The sequence below is a fragment of the Leifsonia sp. McL0627 genome (assembly GCF_058244615.1).
The window spans coordinates 539,192-557,612 of sequence record NZ_JBZCGM010000003.1 but is presented as its reverse complement, the minus strand read 5'-3'; the positions used below and the strand labels follow the sequence as shown (position 1 = coordinate 557,612).

Genomic DNA, 18,421 nt, shown 5'->3' with positions numbered 1-18,421 from the left:
GTGGCACCTTGGGGGGAATCGCAGCCACGACCGGGTCAAGAGACACCACACCAGTTCGGCGTCCGCATCCAGTGTGGGCCCCGCAGGTGGATGCACGCTCACCGTGCGATGAAGAACCTCACAGCGACGAGACGGCCAGCCTGAGACCCGCAGCCCGAGTCCCGCAGCCTGAGATCGCGCCCGGCTTCAGGGCGCGTTCGCCGCGTCTCCGGCGGCGACGACACAGAACCGGTTGCCGTCCGGGTCGCAGAGGACGACGTAGTCGGCGTTGTCCTCATAGTCCCAGTCGACGTGAGCAGCACCGAGCGTGAGCAACCGTTCGACCTCCACGTCCTGGTCGAACGCGTAGAGGTCGAGGTGGTGCCGCTGGTGCCCGGCCGCCGCGCTCGTGACCTCGGTGATCGCCAGCTGCGGCCCCTGCCCGGCCTTCGGCACGAGGATCGCCCAGTCCGCATCCGGCTCTCGCAACGGACGGTAGTCGAGCGCCGCCGTCCAGAACTCGATGGCGCGCGGCACATCCCGCACCCCCCACACGATCGAACCGATGCGCATCATGGCCTCAGTATCCGCCCGTGGATGCGCTACCGCCAGCGCCCCGCGGGTGTACCGTGAGCGCATGGCTGGTTTGCTGATCGGATTCATTTGGCTCGTCATCGTCGTCGGCGGAGGGTTGGCGCTGGCCGCCCTTATCGCGATGGTGAAGTCGCCGTACCGCAACCGCTGATCCTGCGGTCGGTCCGGGTGGGCCTTATGCCAGGCAGTCGGAGCCGAGCGCGAGATGCGCCACGAGCATCCAATCGGTCATCCACAGCGCCAAGAACAGCCCGCACGCAGTAATGACGAGCAGCGCGACGACCCCGCGCAGCACACGCCAGCCGCGCGAGCCAGAGGCGAAGCCGATCAGCGCGGCCGCCGCACCGATCGTCACCACGACGAGCGGCACGACTCCGAACACGATCAGGAACCCAACCCCGCTCTGACCGGCAGCGCGCGCCTTGCACTCGTCGCCCCATGTGTCCTCGACGACGATCGCGAACCACGTCCAGGCGACCAGCAGCGCCACGGCCGACAGGAACACGGCGAGCGTGAACCGTCCCCGCGACGGCGGCCGTCCGCCACCGGATGATGTCCCCCGCCGCTCCCCCGCGCGTCCCGTCTGCACGTCCCCACTCTGCCCGTTACTACTCCGAGAGCGCCGCAACCGCGCCGCTACGATGGATGCCAGGGCCCCCATAGCCCAATCGGCAGAGGCAGGCGACTTAAAATCGCTTCAGTGTGGGTTCGAGTCCCACTGGGGGTACGCGCGGTATGGTCGCGATGTGACGGAAGCCGGAGACTACCCGCGTTGGGTTCGCTTCGCGGTCGGACGACCGCGCATCTGGAATGGCGTTGCCTGGCTGGTGATGAGCGTGGTCTGGTTGGCGTTCGCGCTGTTCAGCGGAGCTGCCGGACTGTGGCCGCTTCTTCTCGCAGTCGTCTGGTCGGTGTTCGGCGCGGCGATGCTGGTCGTCGCTGTCCGCGACCGCGGACGACGCCACGGAAGCTACGCGCCGCAGCACCCACCGGTCTGAGCCACCGAACGAATTTCCACACCCCTGTCGAAACCCCGGTCCCGCGTTCGTGGTACTGGTGAGAGAAAGGGAACTCACCATGAAGATCACCATCAGCCTGCAGGTCACCATCGACGGCGTCGCGCAGGCGAACGGCGGCAACAACGAGGAACTGGATCCCGGGTTCGGCCGGGGCGGCTGGGCGCGCGCGCTCAACGACCGCGACGCCGCGCAGTACATCCTGGACACCTGGCGCCGGCCGGAGGCGTTCCTGCTGGGGCGGAAGACGTTCGGGTTCTTCGAGACGTTCTGGGGTGCGCGCAGCCACGATGGCGGCTTCGGCGAGGCGATCAGCTCGAAGCCGAAGTACCTCGTCTCCAACACCATGTCCGACCCGGCGTGGGAGCAGACCACGGTCATCTCCGGCGACGCCGCGGCGCACATCCGGGAGCTCAGGGAGAAGCCGGGCGGCGAGCTGCTCGTGGTGGGGAGCGTGGCGCTCGCGCGGTGGCTGCTCGAGAACGAGTTGGTCGACGAGCTGAACCTCGTGCAGTTCCCGGTGATCGTCGGCGAGGGCGAGCGGTTCCTCCCGCCGAGCGGCCTGGACTTCGGGCTGACGCTGCTGGAATCGACGGTCTTCCCGACCGGCATCGTCGCGCTCACGTACCGCCTGGGCGGCCGCCCCGCTTACGTGTGAGTGAGAGGATCGACACCATGCAGTACTTGGTCAACGTCATCGACGACCGCAGCGAGTCCGGCACCGCCGAGGAAGCCGTCGCGATCGACGCGTTCAACGAGAAACTGATCGCCGGCGGGCATTGGGTGTTCGCGGCCGGCCTCGCCGATCCGACCGTGTCGACGGTCATCGACGGACGCGGGGACGAACCCGTGTTCACTGACGGCCCGTTCGTCGAGACGAAAGAGTGGGCCGCGGGCTTCTGGATCATCGAAGCTCCCGACCTGGATGTCGCCCTGACACTGGTGGCCGAGGGCTCGAAGGCGTGCAACCGCCGCCTGGAAATCCGTCCGGTCCTTCCACCGCCCGAGTGAGCGACGTCCGCGACGCGTTGAGCCTGGTCCACCGCGAGGAGTGGGCACGGATCGTCGCGACGCTCGTCAAACGCTTCGGCAGCCTCGACGACGCCGAGGACGCCGCAGCGGACGCCTTCGCGACGGCAGCCGAGCGCTGGCCGGTCGACGGGATCCCGCCCGCTCCGGGCGCGTGGCTGACCACGACGGCGACGCGGAAGGCGATCGACAGGATCCGGCGGGAGAGCACACGCGACGCCAGGCACCGGGAGGCGATGCTCGTAGACGACACCGGGAGCACCGCGACGGAACCGCTCGGCGCGATCGACGACGATCGGCTGCGGCTGATCTTCATCTGCTGCCATCCGGCACTGGCAATGGATGCGCGGGTCGCTCTGACGCTGCGCCTGGTCGGCGGTCTGACCGTGCCGGAGATCGCGAACGCGTTCCTCGTGCAGGACACGACGATGGGTGCCCGGATCACGCGCGCGAAGGCGAAGATCGCGGCGAACCGCATCCCGTATCGTGTGCCAGCCGCGACCGACCTGCCCGCCCGCGTGTCGGGAGTGCTGGCCGTGCTGTTCCTGATCTTCAACGAGGGGTACCTGGCGTCCGGGCCGCAGACGCCGCCGGTGCGCAAAGAGCTGACGGCGGAGGCCATCCGCCTCGCCAGGCTGCTGCGCCAGCTGCTGCCGACGAACGGCGAGGTCGCCGGGATGCTGGCGCTGATGCTGCTGACCGAGGCGCGGCGTGGAGCCCGCGTCGCCCCGTCGGGCGAGCTGGTCCCTCTGGCGGAGCAAGACAGGGATCGGTGGGATGCGGCCCTCATCGCCGAGGGGCACGCCCTGGTCCGCGAGCGGCTGGCGTCCGGACTCGCGCCTGGCCGGTATCAGCTGCTGGCCGCGATCAGCGCGGTGCACACGGACGGCGCTGCGACGGACTGGACCCAGGTGGTGGCGCTCTACGACCAGCTGGTGCGGCTCGACCCGTCGGCGATCGTGCGGCTCAACCGGGCCATCGCGGTCGGTGAGCGCGACGGAGCCGCCGACGGCCTCGCTCTAGCCGACGTGCTCACGACGGAACTCGACGGATATCACCCGTTCCACGCCTCCCGGGCGATGCTGCTCGGACGGCTCGGCCGACACGCGGAGGCCCGCGCTGCGTACGACGCGGCGATCGCGCTCGCGGGGAACACCGCCGAGGTCGCGTACCTGGCGCGGCGGCGCGGCGAGCTCGGCTCCTAGCCGAGCCCCTCCATCCAGGCGGGTGTATCATCAGCGCTGTTGGGCCAAGCCCACGCCCGGCGGCCCGGCCGTCGTTTCGGGTACGGCGTCCGGGCCGTCCTCAATTCACGGCCACCGTTCCGCCGTCGCTGTTCCGCCGCACCTGTTCCGCCGCACCGAAGGGCACCCGTGTCTCGCACGCTCGTCATCGTCGACATCCAGAACGACTACTTCCCGGGTGGCGCATATCCCCTGGTCGGATCGGTGCCGGCGGCCGAACGGGCTGCTGCGGTTCTCACGGCGTTCCGGGCTTCCGGCGATCCGGTCGTGCACATTCAGCACGTGTGGGATGCACCCGATGCGTCGTTCATGCGACCGGGCACCGCTGGGGTCGAGATCCACCCGCTGGTCGCGCCCGCCGGAGACGAGCCTGTGCTTAAAGACGGAGCCGAACTCGTTCATCGGCACAGCACTGGATGCGACGCTCGCGGCGCTCGCCCCGGATCAGCTGGTCGTCATCGGAATGATGTCGAGCATGTGCGTCGACTCGACCGTGCGCGCGGCGGCCGAACGCGGCTACGACGTGACGGTGGTGCACGACGCCTGTGCTGCACCGGACCTCGCCTTCGGCGACACGACCGTGCCCGGCGCGACGGTGCACGCGTCGTTCATGGCGGCGCTGGACGGCAACTTCGCCACGCTGGTCAGCGCCGACGAGCTCGTCGGCGCGGACGCCTGACGGGCGCAACCGGCATTCGGGCGCTCCCGCCTCAGAGTCCCGCTGTCACCGCCTCCACAACCGCGAGCGACCGGGTGGTCTCCACGGTCGGCCGGTACTCCATCCCGAAACGGCCGTCGTAGCCGAGGCCGCGCAGCGTCCGGAACTGGTGGCCCCAGTCCGCGACGCCCGTGCCCGGTTCGTGGCGGCCGGGCAGGTCGGCGACCTGCACATGGCCGATCAGGGCGATGTCGTCGCCGACCACCTCGGCGATGTCCTCGTCCATCATCAGCACGTGGTACGCATCCAGCAGCAGCCGGAGGTGCGGCGACCCGACCTCGCGCACGATGTCGAGCCCGTCCCTGGTCGACGACAGGAAGGCGCCGACGTGGTCGACCCGGGTGTTCAGCGGTTCGAGCAGAAGCCGGACGGGTGAGCCGTCGAGCACCGCTGCACCCGCCGCGAGCGCCGAGACCAGCGCGGCACGCTGCTCGGAGCGCGGGACGCCCGGCCGTTCGTCGCCGCTGACCACCACCAGGTTCGGCGAGCCGAGGCGCACGGCGACCGTGAGCGAGTCGGCCACGGCGCGCACGAAGGCGTCGCGCCTCCCCGGGTCGGTGAGCTGGAGCTGCGGGTCGACGATGAGCGAGACGAGCTCGACACCGGATGCGCGCAACGCGGTGTCGAGGGCGTCGACGTCTTTGTCGCGCCAGCTCCACAGCTCCACGGCGTCCAGCCCGTGCGCGGCGGCGGCCCGGATCCGGTCGGCCGGGTCGTCCCCCGCCTCGCTGAACAGCCACTCCAGGTTCACGGCGATCGCGCTCATCCGCACTCTCCTCTCGAACTTCCGCCCACGTTCTTCCCGCGACTCCCCTCCAGGGCGCTGGTCAGCGGGCGGTGACGACGCGCTTCTTCAGGAACAGGATGGGCAGCAGCCAGCCGCCGAGGGCCGTGACGATCCAGACGACGAGGGTCGCCAGGATCCAGGCGGTCACGCCGTCGATGTGGATGCCGCCGGGGAACAGGCTCGCGACCAGCAGTGCCAGATACGTCGACACCAGCCCGATGCCGCCGAGCAGCGCGGACGCGTACTTGCGGGCGATGTTGAACACGAACGGCGACAGGATGCTCTGCGCGATCGCGAACACGATGGCCGCCACGAGGAAGCCGCCCCACTCCAGGCGCACGCCGGGCACCAGCCACCCGGCCACCAGCAGCCCGATGGCGGCGGTCACCAGGAAGATCGCGGCACGGATGAGGAATCGGATCACAGCAGTCTCCTGTCGACGGTGCTCCCGAGACTAGCGGAGGCGGCGACACGAGCGGAGCCGGCCAGGCCAGACGAGCGGAGGCGGCGAGCCTAGCCGCGCTGCGTCCCCTCCGCCACGCCGCTTGCGAGCACGTGGCCAGCCACCAACGGCAGCACGTCGTCGAGGGAGGCGAGCGCCGTGTCAGGCGGTACCTGCACACCCAGTGCATAGAGGTGGAACCCGTACCGGTGTGTCCCGTGTCCCGGGAGCGCCCGCGGACCCTGGTACCCGGTGCGGCCGCGGAAGCCCGGCACGAACCGCATCGCCGGATTGGACGGCACGAGAACACCTTCGGCGAGAACACCGGCTCCGGCGCCGGCCGCCCCCGCACCACCGGCCTGGGGCGCGAACAGCGCCACCAGGTGCAGGATCGGCCGGGCGAACGGCACATCCCGGTCCTCCATGACGAGAAGCATGTGCGTGGTCGCCTCCGGCGCTCCCGTCCAGGCGAGCGCGGGCGACACGTTGTCACCTCGGCCCTCCCCTGCGTGCCGATCCGGGATGCGCCCTCCGTCGTCGAACGCGGCGCTCGTGACGCGGAGGCGCTCCGTCGTCGCCAGCTCCGGCCGGTTGCGGACGCTCAGCGCCTGGTCGGGCCGCTTGGCGCGGAGCAGCCAGCCGAGCGGGGTGACCAGGGTTTCGAGTGCGCTCACGCGTGTCCGGCTTTCGCTGAGGTGGTGGTGACGGGGATGCGTCGGTCGAGGGCGGTGATCAGGAGGAGCAGCACACCGATGCCGCCGAGCACCCAGGCGAGGGTGTGCAGGCCGGCGTCTGTCGCCTGGCTGCCGAAGGTGATGCCGATGAGGCTGGAGGAGAAGATCGCGCCCAGGTAGGCGAACGTGCGGTAGAGCCCGGAGGCGACGGCGATCTCCTCGGCCGGCGCCTGCACATACAGGGTGGCCTGGTTGGCGAAGCCGGTGAACCCGTTGGCGCAGCCGAGCAGCAGGGACATCCTGATCAGCACCCACACGCTCGACCCGCCGTCCATGAACTGCATCACCAGAGCGCTCAGCACCACCGAGACCGCTCCGATCACGAGCGGCCAGCGCACCCAGCCCCGCGTGGAGGCGACGCGGGCGATGACGATGCTGAGACCGGACAGCGGCAACAGGATGAGCCCCACGGCGGTGGCGCTGTAGCCGGCGGCCTGCTCCATCCACTGGCTCGTGCCGTAGAGCACCGAGTAGACCACGAGGGCGGAGAGGGTCTGCCGCAGGTAGGTGCGCTGCAGCGGGCTGTTCCTGGCGAGCATCCTGACGTCGATCAGCGGCTTGGCGACTCGCCGCTCCCACAGGATGAGGGCGGCGCCGAACACGACGACGACCGGGAGCAGCCACCAGAGCGGCGCGGCCAACTCGGACAGGAACACCAGCAGGCTCACCACGGTGCCCGCGAACAGGACGATTCCGGGGATGTCGATGGACGCGATGAGAGTCCCGGCGCCCTGACGCTCGCGGGGCGGGTCCTTCTCGACGCCCAGCAGGGTGAACACGAACGTGACGATCGCCAGCGGGATGTTCACGAAGAACAGCGCTCGCCAGCCGAACGTTCCCGCCAGCACACCGCCGAGCGGCAGACCGAACACCGTCGTGATCTGGGCGGCGATCGAGAAGTTGCCGAGCACCCGCGCGGGAACGCCGATGCCGTTCTCGTCCGCCCGGCGGCGCACCAGCGCCATCGCGGTCGGGTATGCGGCGGAGGTGCCGATGCCGATGAGGGCACGTGAGAGCAGCAGGAAACCGAAGCCGGGGGCCGCCGCTCCGATGACTCCGGCGACGAACAGGATGATCGCCCCGGACATGAACACCCGGCGCGGACCGAACAGGGTGGCCAGCTTGCCCATCGTGGGCTGGCTGACGGCGCTGCACAGGTAGAGCACCGAGATCAGGCTGGCCGTCTGCCCTGGACCGAGGTGGAAGTCGAGTCCGATGCCGAGCAGCCCGGTCGCGATCATCGAGCTGTTGATCGGGTTGAGGGTCGACCCGAGCAGGAGCGGGGCGGTGAACCGCCAGCCGAACGACTTGTGGCCGGTCGCCTTCTCCGTGTCGGTGTCCGTCACGCGCTCCTCCAGAGTTGACTGCTTTACCTGTGCTAACTACTTCTTTAGGTATACTAATCAATCGTGGATGCGCACGCAAACGAGACACTTCCCGCCGACGACCTCGGCGAGCAGATCGCCCGATCGGTGGCGCGGATCTACCGCCGCTTCCGCGCCGAACGCAGCGCCGGCGAACTCGGCGACGCTGCCATGGGCGTCCTGGGTCACCTGCACCGTTACGGCCCGAAGACCCTCACCGCCCTCAGCGAGCACGAACGCGTCACCGCCGCCTCGATGAGCCAGACGGTCAACCGGCTCGTCGCCCTCGGCTACGCGGTTCGGACGACCGACCCCGCCGACGGGCGGAGGGTGCTGTTCGCGCCGACCGAGGACGGTCACCGGGTCGCAGGCGAGGCGCGGGCGCGGCGATACGCGTGGCTGAACGAGCACCTTGCGGAGCGCACGCCGGAGGAACGCGAAGCACTCGCCGTGGCCGCGCGCGTGCTGTGGGAGATCTCGGAGGGGTGAGCGGGGCGCTACGCCTCGCCGCTACGCGCCGGTGCGCCGCTACGCCGGCTCCTGTACCCGATCGCCGACGCGCTTGTGCAGCACCACGAGCCCCGCGGCCGCGATCAGCGCGAGCCCCGCGGGGATGACGAAGACGAGGGGCAGTCCCAGCGTTCCCGCCCCGACCCCGCCAGCGAGCCCGCCGATGGCGGAGCTGAGCGCCGGAGCGCTGAGGAAGATGGCCGACGCGGTCGCGATCGCCGTCGGCAACAGGCGTTGCGCCACGATGATCCCGAGAGCCGCGAACACACCCCAGACCCCGCCCATCAGGATCTGACCGGCGAAGAGCCCGAGCGCCGTCCCGGTCGTGGCGAACAGGATGTTCGCAGCGACCCCGAGCAGCGCGCCCACCACCATGAGCGGCAGCAATCCGACCCGCCGCGCGACGATCGCGGCCACGGGCATCAGGATGAGCTCCACCAGAGGCTGGATGCCGATGATCGCGCCGCTCAGCGCTGCGGGCAGGTGCAGATCCTGGTTCATGTAGATGGGCAGGTACGCGTACTTGATGGGCTCACCAGCGTAGACGAGGATGAACAGCCCGGTGAAGGCGAGCAGCGGGACCATCGCCCGCACCGGAACGTGGGCGCGTTCCTTGGGCGGGCCGTCCGCGGTCGCCGCGCCCTGCGCATCCACCGTCTCGCGGATCGTTCCGAGCGGCAGGAGCTGCGCGAACGTGCAGATCGCCGTGGCGAACAGCAGTGCGTGCAGTCCGAGCTGGGCGGCGAGGAACGACCCGGCGACGGGGCCGACCACCCAGCCGAGCGTCAGCGCCATCCGGACGATCGAGACGACGCCGTCCCCGGCCGCCCCCACCTCCGGCTCACGCGCCAGCTCGTCGTGGATGGCCGCGAACAGCTGCGAGGTGGCGGCACCGGCGAAGCCCAGCACGACCGCGCTGATGACGAACGGCATCCACAGCTCGGTGGACGCGGCGATCCCGAGCCAGCCGAGACCTCCCGCGACGGCGCAGAGCCGGAACAGGCCGAGGCGGCGGCCGGTGCGGTCCGAGCGCCGTCCGATCAGATAGCCCGCGATCGGCGCCGTGAGGTTGGTGAGGTAGTAGAGGCCGGCGACCGTCAGCGACGCACCGAGGTCGTTCACCAGGAACTGCGCGATCTGCGGGGCGGCGGCCGAGAAGCCGAGCCCGGAGAGGAACAGGGCGACCGTCGCACCCCGGTAGAGCGGCGAGCGGAGCACGACCCGCAGGGCAGAAGGGGCGCGCGTGAGCTGATCGGTCATCCGGTGGTCTCTTCGTCGAGGGTGGGCATGGAAAAACCGTTCTCTGAACGGTTTTATTCGATGCTATGCCCAGGGCGACCCGTGCCGCAACGCCGCGCCGCTGCACGCGCCGTCGGCTACCGTTGAGCCGTGCCGTACACCCTCTCCTCCCCCGTCAGCGCGGAGGTGGAGGTGCGGCGCAGCCGGTTCATCGCCGTCGCGATCCCCGTCGCCGACCGGGAGGCGGCGCTCGCCGAAGTCGCCCGTCTGCGCACCGAGCATCCGGACGCGAACCACGTCTGCTGGGCGCTGCTGGCCGGAGGGCACTCCGGAATGTCCGACGACGGCGAACCGTCCGGCACGGCCGGGCGGCCCATCCTGGAGGTGCTGCGGCACCACGACCTCGACGGCGTGCTCGCGGCGGTCATCCGGTACTTCGGCGGCGTGAAGCTCGGCGCGGGTGGCCTGGTGGGCGCATACACCGATGCGATCGCCGCCGCCCTGGTGGATGCGCCCGTCGTCGAGCGCGTGCCGGAGACGCAGCTCACGGTGCTGGCCGAGTACGGCGACGCCGAGCGCATCCGGCGGTGGGCGGACGGCGAAGGCCATGAGACCGGCGACGCCGAGTACGGCGAGGCCGTGCGGTTCACGCTGCGGCTCCCGAGCGCTGCCGCAGACACAGCACGGGAGGCGGTCCGCGACCTCACGCAGGGGCGCGCCGACGTCGAGGGCTGAACCTGTCGAGGGCTGAGCTCGTCGCCAACGGCGCCGGCCCCGAACACGCGAAAGGGCCCGGCGCGATTCCTCGCACCGGGCCCTCCCGTTCACACTCTCGCGCTACTTGGCTGCGACCTCGACCGGCTCCTTCGGAGCGGTCTTCTTGGCCGGAGCCTTCTTCGGAGCCTCGACCGCCGGTGCCGCCTCGGCCGCGGGCGGCTTGGGACGGGAGGCGAACTCCTCGAAGACGGCACGCGGGTGCTGGGTGGCCGAGAGCGACACGATGTCGCGACCGAGCCAGAAGTTGTTCCACCAGCCCCACAGCACGCGCCACTTGCGCTCCCAGCTCGGCATGGCCAGACCGTGGTATCCACGGTGGGCGAACCACGCGGGGAGGCCCTTGATCGCGAGCTTGCCGGACTGGAACACGCCGACGCCGATACCGAGGCCCGCGACGGCGCCGAGGCCCTTGTGGAAGTACTGGCGGGGAAGCTCGCCGCGGAGGTCCGCGATGATGTTCTTCGCGAGCAACTTGCCCTGACGGACCGCGTGCTGAGCGTTCGGCACGCAGTACCCGCCGACGCCTGCGCCGGTGAGGTCCGGGACGGCCGAGACATCGCCGGCGCCCCAGGCGTCCTTGATGATCTCGTCTTCGGAGCCGACGCGGAGGTCGGCGCGGACGCGGAGACGACCGCGCTCCTCGATCGGGAGGTCGGTGTGACGGACGATCGTCGGGTTCGCCATGACACCGGCGGTCCAGACGATCAGGTCGGTCTCGAACGACTCGCCGGTCGACAGCTCGATCACGCCGTCGACGGCGCTCGCCAGCTGCGTGTCCAGGTGGATCTCCGCACCGCGCTGGGCGAGGTTCTTGATGACCCAGTGGCTCGTCGGCAGCGACACCTCGGGCATGATGCGGCCCATCGCCTCGATGAGGTGGAAGTGCGTGTCCTCGAAAGCGATCTGCGGGTAGCTCTTGAGCAGCGCGCTCGCGAACGAACGCAGCTCGGCGAACACCTCGATGCCCGCGAAGCCGCCGCCGACGACCACGAACGTCAGCAGACGGTCGCGCTCAGGGCCGGCCGGCAGGTTGGCCGCCTTGTCGAAGTTGGTGAGGACGCGGTCGCGGATCGCGACGGCCTCCTCGATGGTCTTGAGGCCGATGGCCTGGTCTGCGACGCCCGGGATCGGGAACGTGCGCGAGACGGCGCCGGCGGTGACCACGACGATGTCGTACTCGAACTCGTACGCGTCGCCGACGGGCGGCTGGATGGTCGCCGTCTTCTTCGCGTGGTCGATGTACGTGACATTGGCCGTGACGATGTTGGTCTTGGTGAGGTGGCGACGGTGGGCGACCACCGCGTGGCGAGGCTCGATGGACCCCGCCGCGACCTCAGGAAGGAAGGGCTGGTAGGTCATGTACGGCAGCGGGTCGACAATAGTGACCTCTGCCTCCCCCTTGCGCAGCTGCTTCTCGAGCTTCCACGCAGTGTAGAAACCGGCGTATCCGCCGCCGACGATCAGGATTTTGGGCACAGTGGTGGGTCTCCTCAACACGAAAGTATTCAGTTAATCTACTCCCTGCGGGCCGTCCCTCTGAAATGCCGGAACGCGCCGACCCCGCCGAGGGCCGCCAGGACGACGAATCCGGTGATCAGGCTGAACGGCAACCAGAAGCCGGTGAGCGCTGTCCACGGCGGCCAGAGCAGCTGATCGACGCGCGCGGACGGGGCTGGGGGAAGCGCCCTCGGCGTGGAGGTCGTGCCCGGTGCGCCGCCAGGAGCAGGGGTGGCTGGAAGGTCGGCGCGACGGTGGATGCGGACCCACTCGGTGAGGTCGCCCATCGGGTTGGCTGTGACATGCGGGACCTTCGCGGTCACCGCGGCCGCCGCATCCAGGAGTCCGTAGCCGTAGATCGGACTGGGGACGGTGCCGGGCACGGCGCGGGCTGTCTTGATCAGCCGCTCGATCACATCCGGTGCCTTCAACTCCGGATGCGCGGCCCTGATCAGCGCGACGGCCCCCGCCACCAGCGGGGTCGCGCCACTGGTGCCCGCCCACTGCACGTATCCGCCGCCCGGGCTCACCCCCACGAGCTCCTCGCTCGGCGCGGACACCGCGATGGTGATGCCCTGCGACGACGCGTCGAAGCTCGCCTGACCCTGCCGGTCGACACCGGCCACGGCCACCACGCCCGGGATGGTCGCCGGTGCGCCGACCTCGGTGGTGCCGCTGCCCCTGTTGCCGGCGGCGGCGACCACGACCACGTCGTGATCGAACGCGTACTGGAAGGCCTCGTCCCAGCTGGTCGGCCAATCGAGCGTGTTCCTGGTGAGGGACATGTTGATGACCTTCGCGCCGTTGTCGACCGCCCAGCGCACCGCCGTGGCGATCTGATCATCGCTGCCGATCGTGCCCGCCGCAGAGCCCAGGGCGACCGAGGCGGTCAGGATGCTCGCCTCCGGGGCGGCGCCGAGCACGCCACTGTCCGGTCCGGTCCCCCGGCCCGCCAGCAGGGACGCCACCCAGGTGCCGTGGTCGGCGGACCCGGCGTCGCCGAGCGGCTTCTGCCCGTTCGCCGCACCGACGCCCGACACGTCCGTGCCGCCGACGACGGCCCCGGCGAGGTCGGCGACACTGCCGTCCACACCGGTGTCGATGACGGCGACCTTCACCCCGGCGCCCTTGGTGGTCTGCCACGCCTGGGTGAAGCCGTAGTCGTTCAACCAGTATTCGAGGTCGCGCACCTGGTCGGCGTGCGCGATGGTCGCCGGCGCGACGGCGACCGCCGCACCGATGACGATGGCGGTCGCTGCGCGGCCGAGCCGCGTCATCCGGCTGTGTAGTCCTGGCACTCGCACACCTCGGGCGACCAGTCGGCGCGCGCCAGAGCGAGGTCACCGATCGGGTTCACGCCAGGGCCCGCCGCGAGCGCGTGCGCGCCGAGCGCGTGCAGGCACTTGACGCGCACAGGCATCCCGCCTGCCGAGATCCCGGCGATCTCGTCGACGACGGCGATGCTCTCGCGATCGGCGAGGTAGGCACGGTGCGCCGCGGCGTACTGCTCGCGCATCTCCTCGTCGCCCTCCAGCAGCTCGTTGTACTCGTTCATCACCTGCGTCGCCTCCAGCTGAGACAGTGCGGCGGTGGCTGCCGGATGCGTGAGGTAGTAGAAGGTCGGGAACGGCGTTCCGTCGTCCAGGCGCGGCGCCGTCGAGACCACGGTCGGGTTGCCGCACACGCAGCGCGCGGCGATGCCGACGACGTTGCGCGCCTGCCGCCCGAGCTGGGCGGACACCGTCGCGATGTCCTGGTCGGTCACTGCATCGAAGGGTGGGGTGGTCATCACTTGCCGCCAGGAGTCGAGGTGGGAGTCGGGGTCGGGGTGCCGGCCGGGGCGGTCCCGTCGAGCTGCGAGGGCGTGGCTGTACTGAGGCCGGCGCCCATGAACGAGCCGAACAGGGAGCCGAGCCAGTCGGTCTGCGTCTTCTGCAGTTTCGAGCTGACCGGCGCATCCGCTGCCTTCGCCGCGGGAGGCCGGTCGTCGATCACGAGGTAGCTGACCTCGCCGGGCATCACGTAGTAGAGCCGATCGCGGGCCTGCGCCCGGATGTAGCTGGGGTCGTTCCACCGTGCCCGCTGCTCCTTGAGGTCGGTGACCTGGCCGGAGAGCGCATCCACTGCCTTCTGCTGGTCGGCGATCTGCTGGCGCTGCGAGATCAGGCTCTGCGCGGTGGGCGCGAGCACGACGACCGCCAGGATGAGCAGCCCCATCATCACGAGCGAGAACCCGGAGAAGTGCAGCCCGCGCAGCCAGCGCCCTGTGGCGGAACCGGACGACATCGCCACGGGGACCCGGCGGGTGCGAGGCTTGGCCACGGGCCCTCCAAACGCGCTGCGGAACGGTGCGGGCCCCGTCCGGACCCTCGCCCACAATCGTAAGCCACGCTCCCGCGCGCCCCCTGTCCCTCCCCCGCCGAGTCGCGTCCCCTGATAATCGAGCCGGGACTTATGCACGCTTGGCGCGGCGTGTCGCGTGCATAAGTCCCGGCTCGACTATCCGGGGACGGCGGGAGGGCGCACGAAAGCCCCCGGCGCGGGGCCGGGGGCTTTCGGAGGTGGGTTACGCGGTGAAGCGCGGGAAGGCGCTGCGGCCGGCGTAGACGGCGGCCTCGCCGAGCTCTTCCTCTCGATCCGGAGGAGCTGGTTGTACTTGGCGACGCGCTCGGAACGGGCCGGGGCACCGGTCTTGATCTGGCCGGCGTCGGTGGCGACGGCGAGGTCGGCGATCGTGGTGTCCTCGGTCTCGCCGGAGCGGTGCGAGAGCACGGCGGTCATGCCGTTGCGCTGGGCGAGGGCGACCGCATCCAGGGTCTCGGTCAGGGTGCCGATCTGGTTGACCTTGACCAGGATGCTGTTGGCGGCCTTGACCTCGATGCCCTTGGCGAGACGCTTCGGGTTGGTGACGAACAGATCGTCGCCGACGAGCTGCAGCTTGCTGCCGAGCTCGGAGTTGAGGTGCGCCCAGCCCGCCCAGTCGTCCTCGGCCAGCGGGTCCTCGATGGAGACCAGCGGGTAGTTGGCGGCGAGCTCCGCGTAGTACGCGGACATCTCGGCGGCCGTGCGGTCCTGGCCCTCGAAGCGGTACACGCCGTTCTCGAAGAACTCGGTGGAAGCGACGTCGAGGCCGAGCGCGATGTCGCGGCCGACGGTGAAGCCGGCGTTCTGGATGGCCTCGGAGATGAGGTCGAGCGCCGCACGGTTGTGCTCCAGCTCCGGGGCGAAGCCGCCCTCGTCGCCGAGGCCGGTGCTGAGCCCGCGCTGCTTGAGCAGCGACTTGAGCGAGTGGTACGTCTCGACGCCCCAGCGGAGGGCCTCGGAGAACGTCTCCGCACCGATCGGCAGGACCATGAACTCCTGGATGTCCACGCCGGTGTCTGCGTGCGCGCCACCGTTGATGATGTTCATCATCGGCACGGGCAGGGTGTGCGCGTTCGGGCCGCCGATGTAGCGGAACAGCGGCAGGTCGGCCGAGTCGGCCGCGGCCTTGGCGACGGCGAGCGAGACGCCGAGGATGGCGTTCGCGCCGAGGCGCTTCTTGTTGTCGGTGCCGTCGAGCTCGATCATGGCGGAGTCGACGAGGCGCTGATCTGCGGCCTCGAAGCCCTCGATCGCCGGGCCGATCTCGTCGAGAACGGCGTCGACGGCCTTCTGCACGCCCTTGCCGAGGTAACGGTCCTTGTCGCCGTCGCGGAGCTCGTACGCCTCGAACGCGCCGGTCGACGCTCCGGACGGGACGGCGGCACGGCTGACCGTGCCGTCTTCGAGCAGCACCTTGACCTCGACGGTCGGGTTTCCGCGCGAGTCGAGAATCTCGCGAGCGCCTACAGCTTCGATCTGAGCCACAACAGTCTCCTTGTTTCACATGTGTGTGGGGATGGGTGAAAATCAGCGGTGATCCGCTCGCCAGTCTACTGAGGTCCGGCAGCCGGCTCCGACCGGTGGATGCTCGGGGCGACCGGCCGGGTGCGTATCGTGGTGGGCATGGCTGAGAACACCGACCGCGTCTCCTTCGACACCACCATCGGCGTCGAGGTGAAGGGCGAGACCTGGAGCTGCGTCGAGATCCCGGACTCCGCCGAGTTCTTCGGCACCGGCCGGAGCGTGCGGGTGGACGCGACGATCGACGACGTGACGCTGGAGAACGTCGGAGCGATGGTCACCGGACGGGGCGGCCACATGGTGTCGCTGAGCGCCAAGGTGCGCGCGCGTCTCGGCAAGGAGGTCGGCGACCCGGTCAGGGTCGTGATCGTGAAGCGCGCCTAGCGGCCGCGCGACCGCTATCGCTCCCGCGCGACCGGACGCAGCGCGTCGAACAGCACTTCGAGGCGCGCGCGGTGCTCCGCCAGCACCGTGCCCTCGTCCTCCCCCGCGATGAGCCGCCGCGCCGTATCGACCAGCACGGTGCCGTATCCGGCGAGGAAGAACGCGGCGAACAGTCCTGCGTCCCCGTCGAATCCCGGATCGGCGTCGAGTTCGTCGGCGAGGATGCGCTGCAGGTCTGCTGCGAGCTCCCTCGCCCGGGCGATCAGCGCCGGCGACCCGGCGACCGTACGGAAGAACGGGACGGATCGTCCGTCGACGCCGGACAGCGGGCTGCGTTCGTCGACGAGCCGCAAGGTCGCCTCCCGGAGTGACGACAGCGCGTCCGCGCCGTCCGGCCGGTCGCGCACCGCCGACCGCAGGAATTCTTCAGCGTCGGCCGCCCTGTCGAGGAAAAGGTCTTCCTTGCGCGGGAAGTGGTTGAACACGGTGACGCTCGACACCCCGGCGGCGCGCGCGACATCGGCGACAGTGACGGCGTCGAAGCCGCGTTCGAGGAACAGCCCGGAGGCGATCTCCGCGATCCGCGCCCGCGTCTGCGGTCCGCCGCGCTCGCTGTTTCTGGGCATCTCATCCACTCTCTTGTGCGACTAAACTTAGTGACATAACCTAGTCGCATGTCATCCACCCGCGCCACAGCCATTATCGACGGGGACATGCGCTCTCCGCGCTCCCCGCGCTCGCTCCGGGAGGCGTGGCTCGCCCTGACCGGACTCTCCGCCGTCTTCCTCTTCGAGATGCTCGACAACTCGATCCTCAACGTCGCCCTGCCGACCATCGGGCGCGAGCTGCACGCCTCAAGCACCGGGCTGCAGTGGGTGACCGGCGCATACGCCGTGGTCTTCGGCGGCCTCATGCTGGCGTTCGGCGCTGTCTCCGACCGGTACGGCCGCCGCAGGGTCATGCTCGTCGGCCTCGTGCTGCTGGCCGTCGCGAGCCTCGCCACCGCATTCGTCACGACGCCCGAGCAACTCATCGCCGTGCGCGTCGCGATGGGCGTCGCCGCCGCGATGACCACGCCGGGCTCGATGGCACTCGCGTTCCGCCTCTTCGCCGAGGACGGCCTCCGGGTGCGCGCGCTCACCCTCATCTCCACGGTCGGCCTGGTCGGACTCGCCATCGGCCCGACGGTCGGCGGCTTGGCGCTCGCCGTGGCGCCGTGGCAGGTGCTGCTGCTGGTGAACGTGCCGATCGCCCTGCTCGCGTTCGTGAGCATCCTGATCGGCGTCTCGAAAGACCGGGCGGCCGAACTGCACCGCGACCCCGTGGATGTGGCGGGTGCGGTGCTCGGCACGGTCACGATCGTGCTCGCACTGGTCGCGCCGACGCTGTTCGTCGATCAGGGCGTCGCTGCCTGGCAACCGTGGACGACGACAGCGGCAGCCGTCGTCTCCGCCGTCCTGTTCGTCTGGCGCGAGCGCACCGCGAGGCACCCGCTGCTGGAGCTGAGGCTGGTCGCGCATCCACTGGTGTCGAGCGGGCTCGCGTTCAAGGCGGCGACCGGGCTCGCGACCGCCGGGCTCGGCTACCTGGTCACGCTGCAACTGCAGCTCGCCTGGGGCTGGCCGCCCGCTCTCGCCGCCATCGGGATGTTGCCGCAGGTCGTGGTGCTCATCGCGGGCGGTGCGGTCATCACCCCCCTGGTGCGACGGATCGGACTCGAGCGCGCCGGCTGGCTGAGCGCGGCGACCGTCGTGGTCGGGCTCGGCGTCTACGCCGTGCTCAGCCAGTACGGCTACGTCTGGGTGGCCGTCGCGCTCGTGCTGGTCGCCGCCGGGATGCGCGTGGTCGGGGTCGTCGCGGGGACGAACGTGATGCGCGGTCTGCCGGAGAACCGCACCACGATCGGCGCAGCACTCACCGACACGTCGACGGAGGTCGCATCCGGCATCGGCATCGCGGTCACCGGGACCATCCTGGCCGCGCTGTTCACCGGGAGCATCGCCGCCCCGAGCTGGAGCATGCAGCAGGCCGCGGAGTTCGAGCAGACGGTGACGGTCGCCGGGCTCACGCTCACGGCCGTCGCGGCGGCGCTCGTCGGGTGGGGCATCCTCCGCTCGCGACGCGGGCAGGCGGAAGCGACGGCGTCCGTGGCGACAGCAGAAGCGGCGGCGGAAGCAGCGGCGGAAGCGGCGCTCCCGACCGCAGCCGCCGAGGTCTGAGCT

General features: G+C 70.3%; 21 protein-coding genes, 1 tRNA gene and 2 pseudogenes. 11 read left to right on the top strand and 13 right to left on the bottom strand.

Annotated elements, in window-relative coordinates:
* Positions 1-186: 186 nt before the first annotated feature.
* Together AC37TH_RS10900 and AC37TH_RS10895 are read right to left on the bottom strand one after the other, a co-directional pair.
* Entirely contained in the window at positions 187-555 is a 369-nt protein-coding gene (locus AC37TH_RS10900; RefSeq protein WP_490764374.1) for a VOC family protein, read from the bottom strand.
* A 193-nt stretch (positions 556-748) separates the two neighbouring features.
* Complete coding sequence (locus tag AC37TH_RS10895; protein ID WP_490764373.1) at positions 749-1,162, bottom strand: hypothetical protein; 414 nt, start codon at positions 1,160-1,162, stop codon at positions 749-751.
* Positions 1,163-1,226: 64 nt separating this feature from the next.
* Here AC37TH_RS10895 and AC37TH_RS10890 point away from each other — a divergent pair.
* The 7 genes and pseudogenes from AC37TH_RS10890 to AC37TH_RS10860 all read left to right on the top strand — a co-directional run bounded on the left by AC37TH_RS10890 (position 1,227) and on the right by AC37TH_RS10860 (position 4,541).
* Positions 1,227-1,300 (top strand) — tRNA-Leu (locus AC37TH_RS10890).
* Positions 1,301-1,319: 19 nt separating this feature from the next.
* Complete coding sequence (locus AC37TH_RS10885) at positions 1,320-1,571, top strand: hypothetical protein (RefSeq protein WP_490764372.1); 252 nt, start codon at positions 1,320-1,322, stop codon at positions 1,569-1,571.
* 79 nt (positions 1,572-1,650) lie between these two features.
* Positions 1,651-2,247: a dihydrofolate reductase family protein gene (locus AC37TH_RS10880; RefSeq protein ID WP_490764371.1), complete on the top strand. Its 597-nt coding sequence runs from the start codon at positions 1,651-1,653 to the stop codon at positions 2,245-2,247.
* 17 nt (positions 2,248-2,264) lie between these two features.
* On the top strand, positions 2,265-2,600 hold the full coding sequence (locus AC37TH_RS10875; protein ID WP_490764370.1) for a YciI family protein: 336 nt from the start codon (positions 2,265-2,267) through the stop codon (positions 2,598-2,600).
* Entirely contained in the window at positions 2,597-3,823 is a 1,227-nt protein-coding gene (locus AC37TH_RS10870) for an RNA polymerase sigma factor (protein ID WP_490764369.1), read from the top strand. The genes AC37TH_RS10875 and AC37TH_RS10870 overlap by 4 nt, the downstream gene beginning before the upstream one ends.
* 168 nt (positions 3,824-3,991) lie before the next feature.
* Positions 3,992-4,183: pseudogene (locus AC37TH_RS10865) on the top strand (isochorismatase family protein); the annotation flags it as partial.
* Positions 4,152-4,541, top strand: coding sequence for an isochorismatase family protein (locus AC37TH_RS10860; RefSeq protein WP_490764368.1), 390 nt, complete (start codon positions 4,152-4,154; stop codon positions 4,539-4,541). The pseudogene AC37TH_RS10865 and the gene AC37TH_RS10860, both read left to right, overlap by 32 nt.
* 31 nt (positions 4,542-4,572) lie before the next feature.
* Here AC37TH_RS10860 and AC37TH_RS10855 read toward each other — a convergent pair whose 3' ends face one another.
* The 4 genes from AC37TH_RS10855 to AC37TH_RS10840 form a co-directional block, all read right to left on the bottom strand.
* Positions 4,573-5,346 carry a hydroxypyruvate isomerase family protein gene (locus tag AC37TH_RS10855; RefSeq protein WP_490764367.1) on the bottom strand — a complete coding sequence of 258 codons (774 nt, stop codon included), beginning with the start codon at positions 5,344-5,346 and terminating at the stop codon, positions 4,573-4,575.
* 61 nt (positions 5,347-5,407) lie between these two features.
* Positions 5,408-5,791: a phage holin family protein gene (locus AC37TH_RS10850; protein ID WP_490764366.1), complete on the bottom strand. Its 384-nt coding sequence runs from the start codon at positions 5,789-5,791 to the stop codon at positions 5,408-5,410.
* Between the two features lie 89 nt (positions 5,792-5,880).
* Positions 5,881-6,483, bottom strand: coding sequence for a YbhB/YbcL family Raf kinase inhibitor-like protein (locus AC37TH_RS10845; protein WP_490764365.1), 603 nt, complete (start codon positions 6,481-6,483; stop codon positions 5,881-5,883).
* Positions 6,480-7,889: an MFS transporter gene (locus AC37TH_RS10840; RefSeq protein ID WP_490764364.1), complete on the bottom strand. Its 1,410-nt coding sequence runs from the start codon at positions 7,887-7,889 to the stop codon at positions 6,480-6,482. Before AC37TH_RS10840 ends, AC37TH_RS10845 begins: the two co-directional genes overlap by 4 nt.
* Before the next feature lie 63 nt (positions 7,890-7,952).
* Between AC37TH_RS10840 and AC37TH_RS10835 the strand changes: the two genes are divergently transcribed.
* Positions 7,953-8,396, top strand: a complete 444-nt coding sequence (locus tag AC37TH_RS10835) for a MarR family winged helix-turn-helix transcriptional regulator (protein WP_490764363.1) — start codon at positions 7,953-7,955, stop codon at positions 8,394-8,396.
* Between the two features lie 39 nt (positions 8,397-8,435).
* On the opposite strand, the gene AC37TH_RS10830 is transcribed toward AC37TH_RS10835, so the two are convergent.
* Positions 8,436-9,677, bottom strand: a complete 1,242-nt coding sequence (locus AC37TH_RS10830; protein ID WP_490764362.1) for an MFS transporter — start codon at positions 9,675-9,677, stop codon at positions 8,436-8,438.
* 129 nt (positions 9,678-9,806) lie between these two features.
* Here AC37TH_RS10830 and AC37TH_RS10825 point away from each other — a divergent pair, with 129 nt between their 5' ends.
* Positions 9,807-10,391 (top strand): IMPACT family protein, encoded by a 585-nt coding sequence (locus AC37TH_RS10825; RefSeq protein ID WP_490764361.1) that lies wholly within the window; start codon positions 9,807-9,809, stop codon positions 10,389-10,391.
* Between the two features lie 102 nt (positions 10,392-10,493).
* Here AC37TH_RS10825 and AC37TH_RS10820 read toward each other — a convergent pair whose 3' ends face one another.
* The 5 genes and pseudogenes from AC37TH_RS10820 to eno all read right to left on the bottom strand — a co-directional run bounded on the left by AC37TH_RS10820 (position 10,494) and on the right by eno (position 15,779).
* The gene (locus AC37TH_RS10820) at positions 10,494-11,909 is read right to left on the bottom strand and encodes an NAD(P)/FAD-dependent oxidoreductase (RefSeq protein ID WP_490764360.1); all 1,416 of its coding nucleotides are present in this window, start codon (positions 11,907-11,909) and stop codon (positions 10,494-10,496) included.
* Positions 11,910-11,947: 38 nt separating this feature from the next.
* Positions 11,948-13,207, bottom strand: coding sequence for a S8 family serine peptidase (locus AC37TH_RS10815; RefSeq protein WP_490764359.1), 1,260 nt, complete (start codon positions 13,205-13,207; stop codon positions 11,948-11,950).
* Positions 13,204-13,719 carry a DUF501 domain-containing protein gene (locus AC37TH_RS10810; protein WP_490764358.1) on the bottom strand — a complete coding sequence of 172 codons (516 nt, stop codon included), beginning with the start codon at positions 13,717-13,719 and terminating at the stop codon, positions 13,204-13,206. The genes AC37TH_RS10815 and AC37TH_RS10810 overlap by 4 nt, the downstream gene beginning before the upstream one ends.
* Positions 13,719-14,252, bottom strand: a complete 534-nt coding sequence (locus AC37TH_RS10805) for an FtsB family cell division protein (RefSeq protein WP_490764357.1) — start codon at positions 14,250-14,252, stop codon at positions 13,719-13,721. Before AC37TH_RS10805 ends, AC37TH_RS10810 begins: the two co-directional genes overlap by 1 nt.
* Positions 14,253-14,496: 244 nt before the next feature.
* Positions 14,497-15,779: pseudogene (eno, locus tag AC37TH_RS10800) on the bottom strand (phosphopyruvate hydratase).
* A gap of 138 nt (positions 15,780-15,917) precedes the next feature.
* On the opposite strand from eno, the gene AC37TH_RS10795 reads away from it, so the two are divergent.
* On the top strand, positions 15,918-16,199 hold the full coding sequence (locus tag AC37TH_RS10795; RefSeq protein WP_490764356.1) for a DUF1905 domain-containing protein: 282 nt from the start codon (positions 15,918-15,920) through the stop codon (positions 16,197-16,199).
* Positions 16,200-16,213: 14 nt separating this feature from the next.
* Here the strand turns inward: AC37TH_RS10795 and AC37TH_RS10790 are convergent, their stop codons facing one another.
* Positions 16,214-16,825: a TetR/AcrR family transcriptional regulator gene (locus AC37TH_RS10790; protein ID WP_490764355.1), complete on the bottom strand. Its 612-nt coding sequence runs from the start codon at positions 16,823-16,825 to the stop codon at positions 16,214-16,216.
* 48 nt (positions 16,826-16,873) lie between these two features.
* Between AC37TH_RS10790 and AC37TH_RS10785 the strand changes: the two genes are divergently transcribed.
* Entirely contained in the window at positions 16,874-18,418 is a 1,545-nt protein-coding gene (locus AC37TH_RS10785) for an MFS transporter (protein ID WP_490764354.1), read from the top strand.
* Positions 18,419-18,421: the final 3 nt, after the last annotated feature.

Coding starts and splice junctions, on each gene's coding strand:
- AC37TH_RS10790 (WP_490764355.1), bottom strand. CDS start 16,825: ATGCCCAGAAACAGCGAGCGCGGCGGACCGCAGACGCGGGCGCGGATC.
- AC37TH_RS10880 (WP_490764371.1), top strand. CDS start 1,651: ATGAAGATCACCATCAGCCTGCAGGTCACCATCGACGGCGTCGCGCAG.
- AC37TH_RS10855 (WP_490764367.1), bottom strand. CDS start 5,346: ATGAGCGCGATCGCCGTGAACCTGGAGTGGCTGTTCAGCGAGGCGGGG.
- AC37TH_RS10860 (WP_490764368.1), top strand. CDS start 4,152: ATGCACCCGATGCGTCGTTCATGCGACCGGGCACCGCTGGGGTCGAGA.
- AC37TH_RS10795 (WP_490764356.1), top strand. CDS start 15,918: ATGGCTGAGAACACCGACCGCGTCTCCTTCGACACCACCATCGGCGTC.
- AC37TH_RS10810 (WP_490764358.1), bottom strand. CDS start 13,719: ATGACCACCCCACCCTTCGATGCAGTGACCGACCAGGACATCGCGACG.
- AC37TH_RS10900 (WP_490764374.1), bottom strand. CDS start 555: ATGATGCGCATCGGTTCGATCGTGTGGGGGGTGCGGGATGTGCCGCGC.
- AC37TH_RS10830 (WP_490764362.1), bottom strand. CDS start 9,677: ATGACCGATCAGCTCACGCGCGCCCCTTCTGCCCTGCGGGTCGTGCTC.
- AC37TH_RS10815 (WP_490764359.1), bottom strand. CDS start 13,207: ATGACGCGGCTCGGCCGCGCAGCGACCGCCATCGTCATCGGTGCGGCG.
- AC37TH_RS10875 (WP_490764370.1), top strand. CDS start 2,265: ATGCAGTACTTGGTCAACGTCATCGACGACCGCAGCGAGTCCGGCACC.
- AC37TH_RS10785 (WP_490764354.1), top strand. CDS start 16,874: ATGTCATCCACCCGCGCCACAGCCATTATCGACGGGGACATGCGCTCT.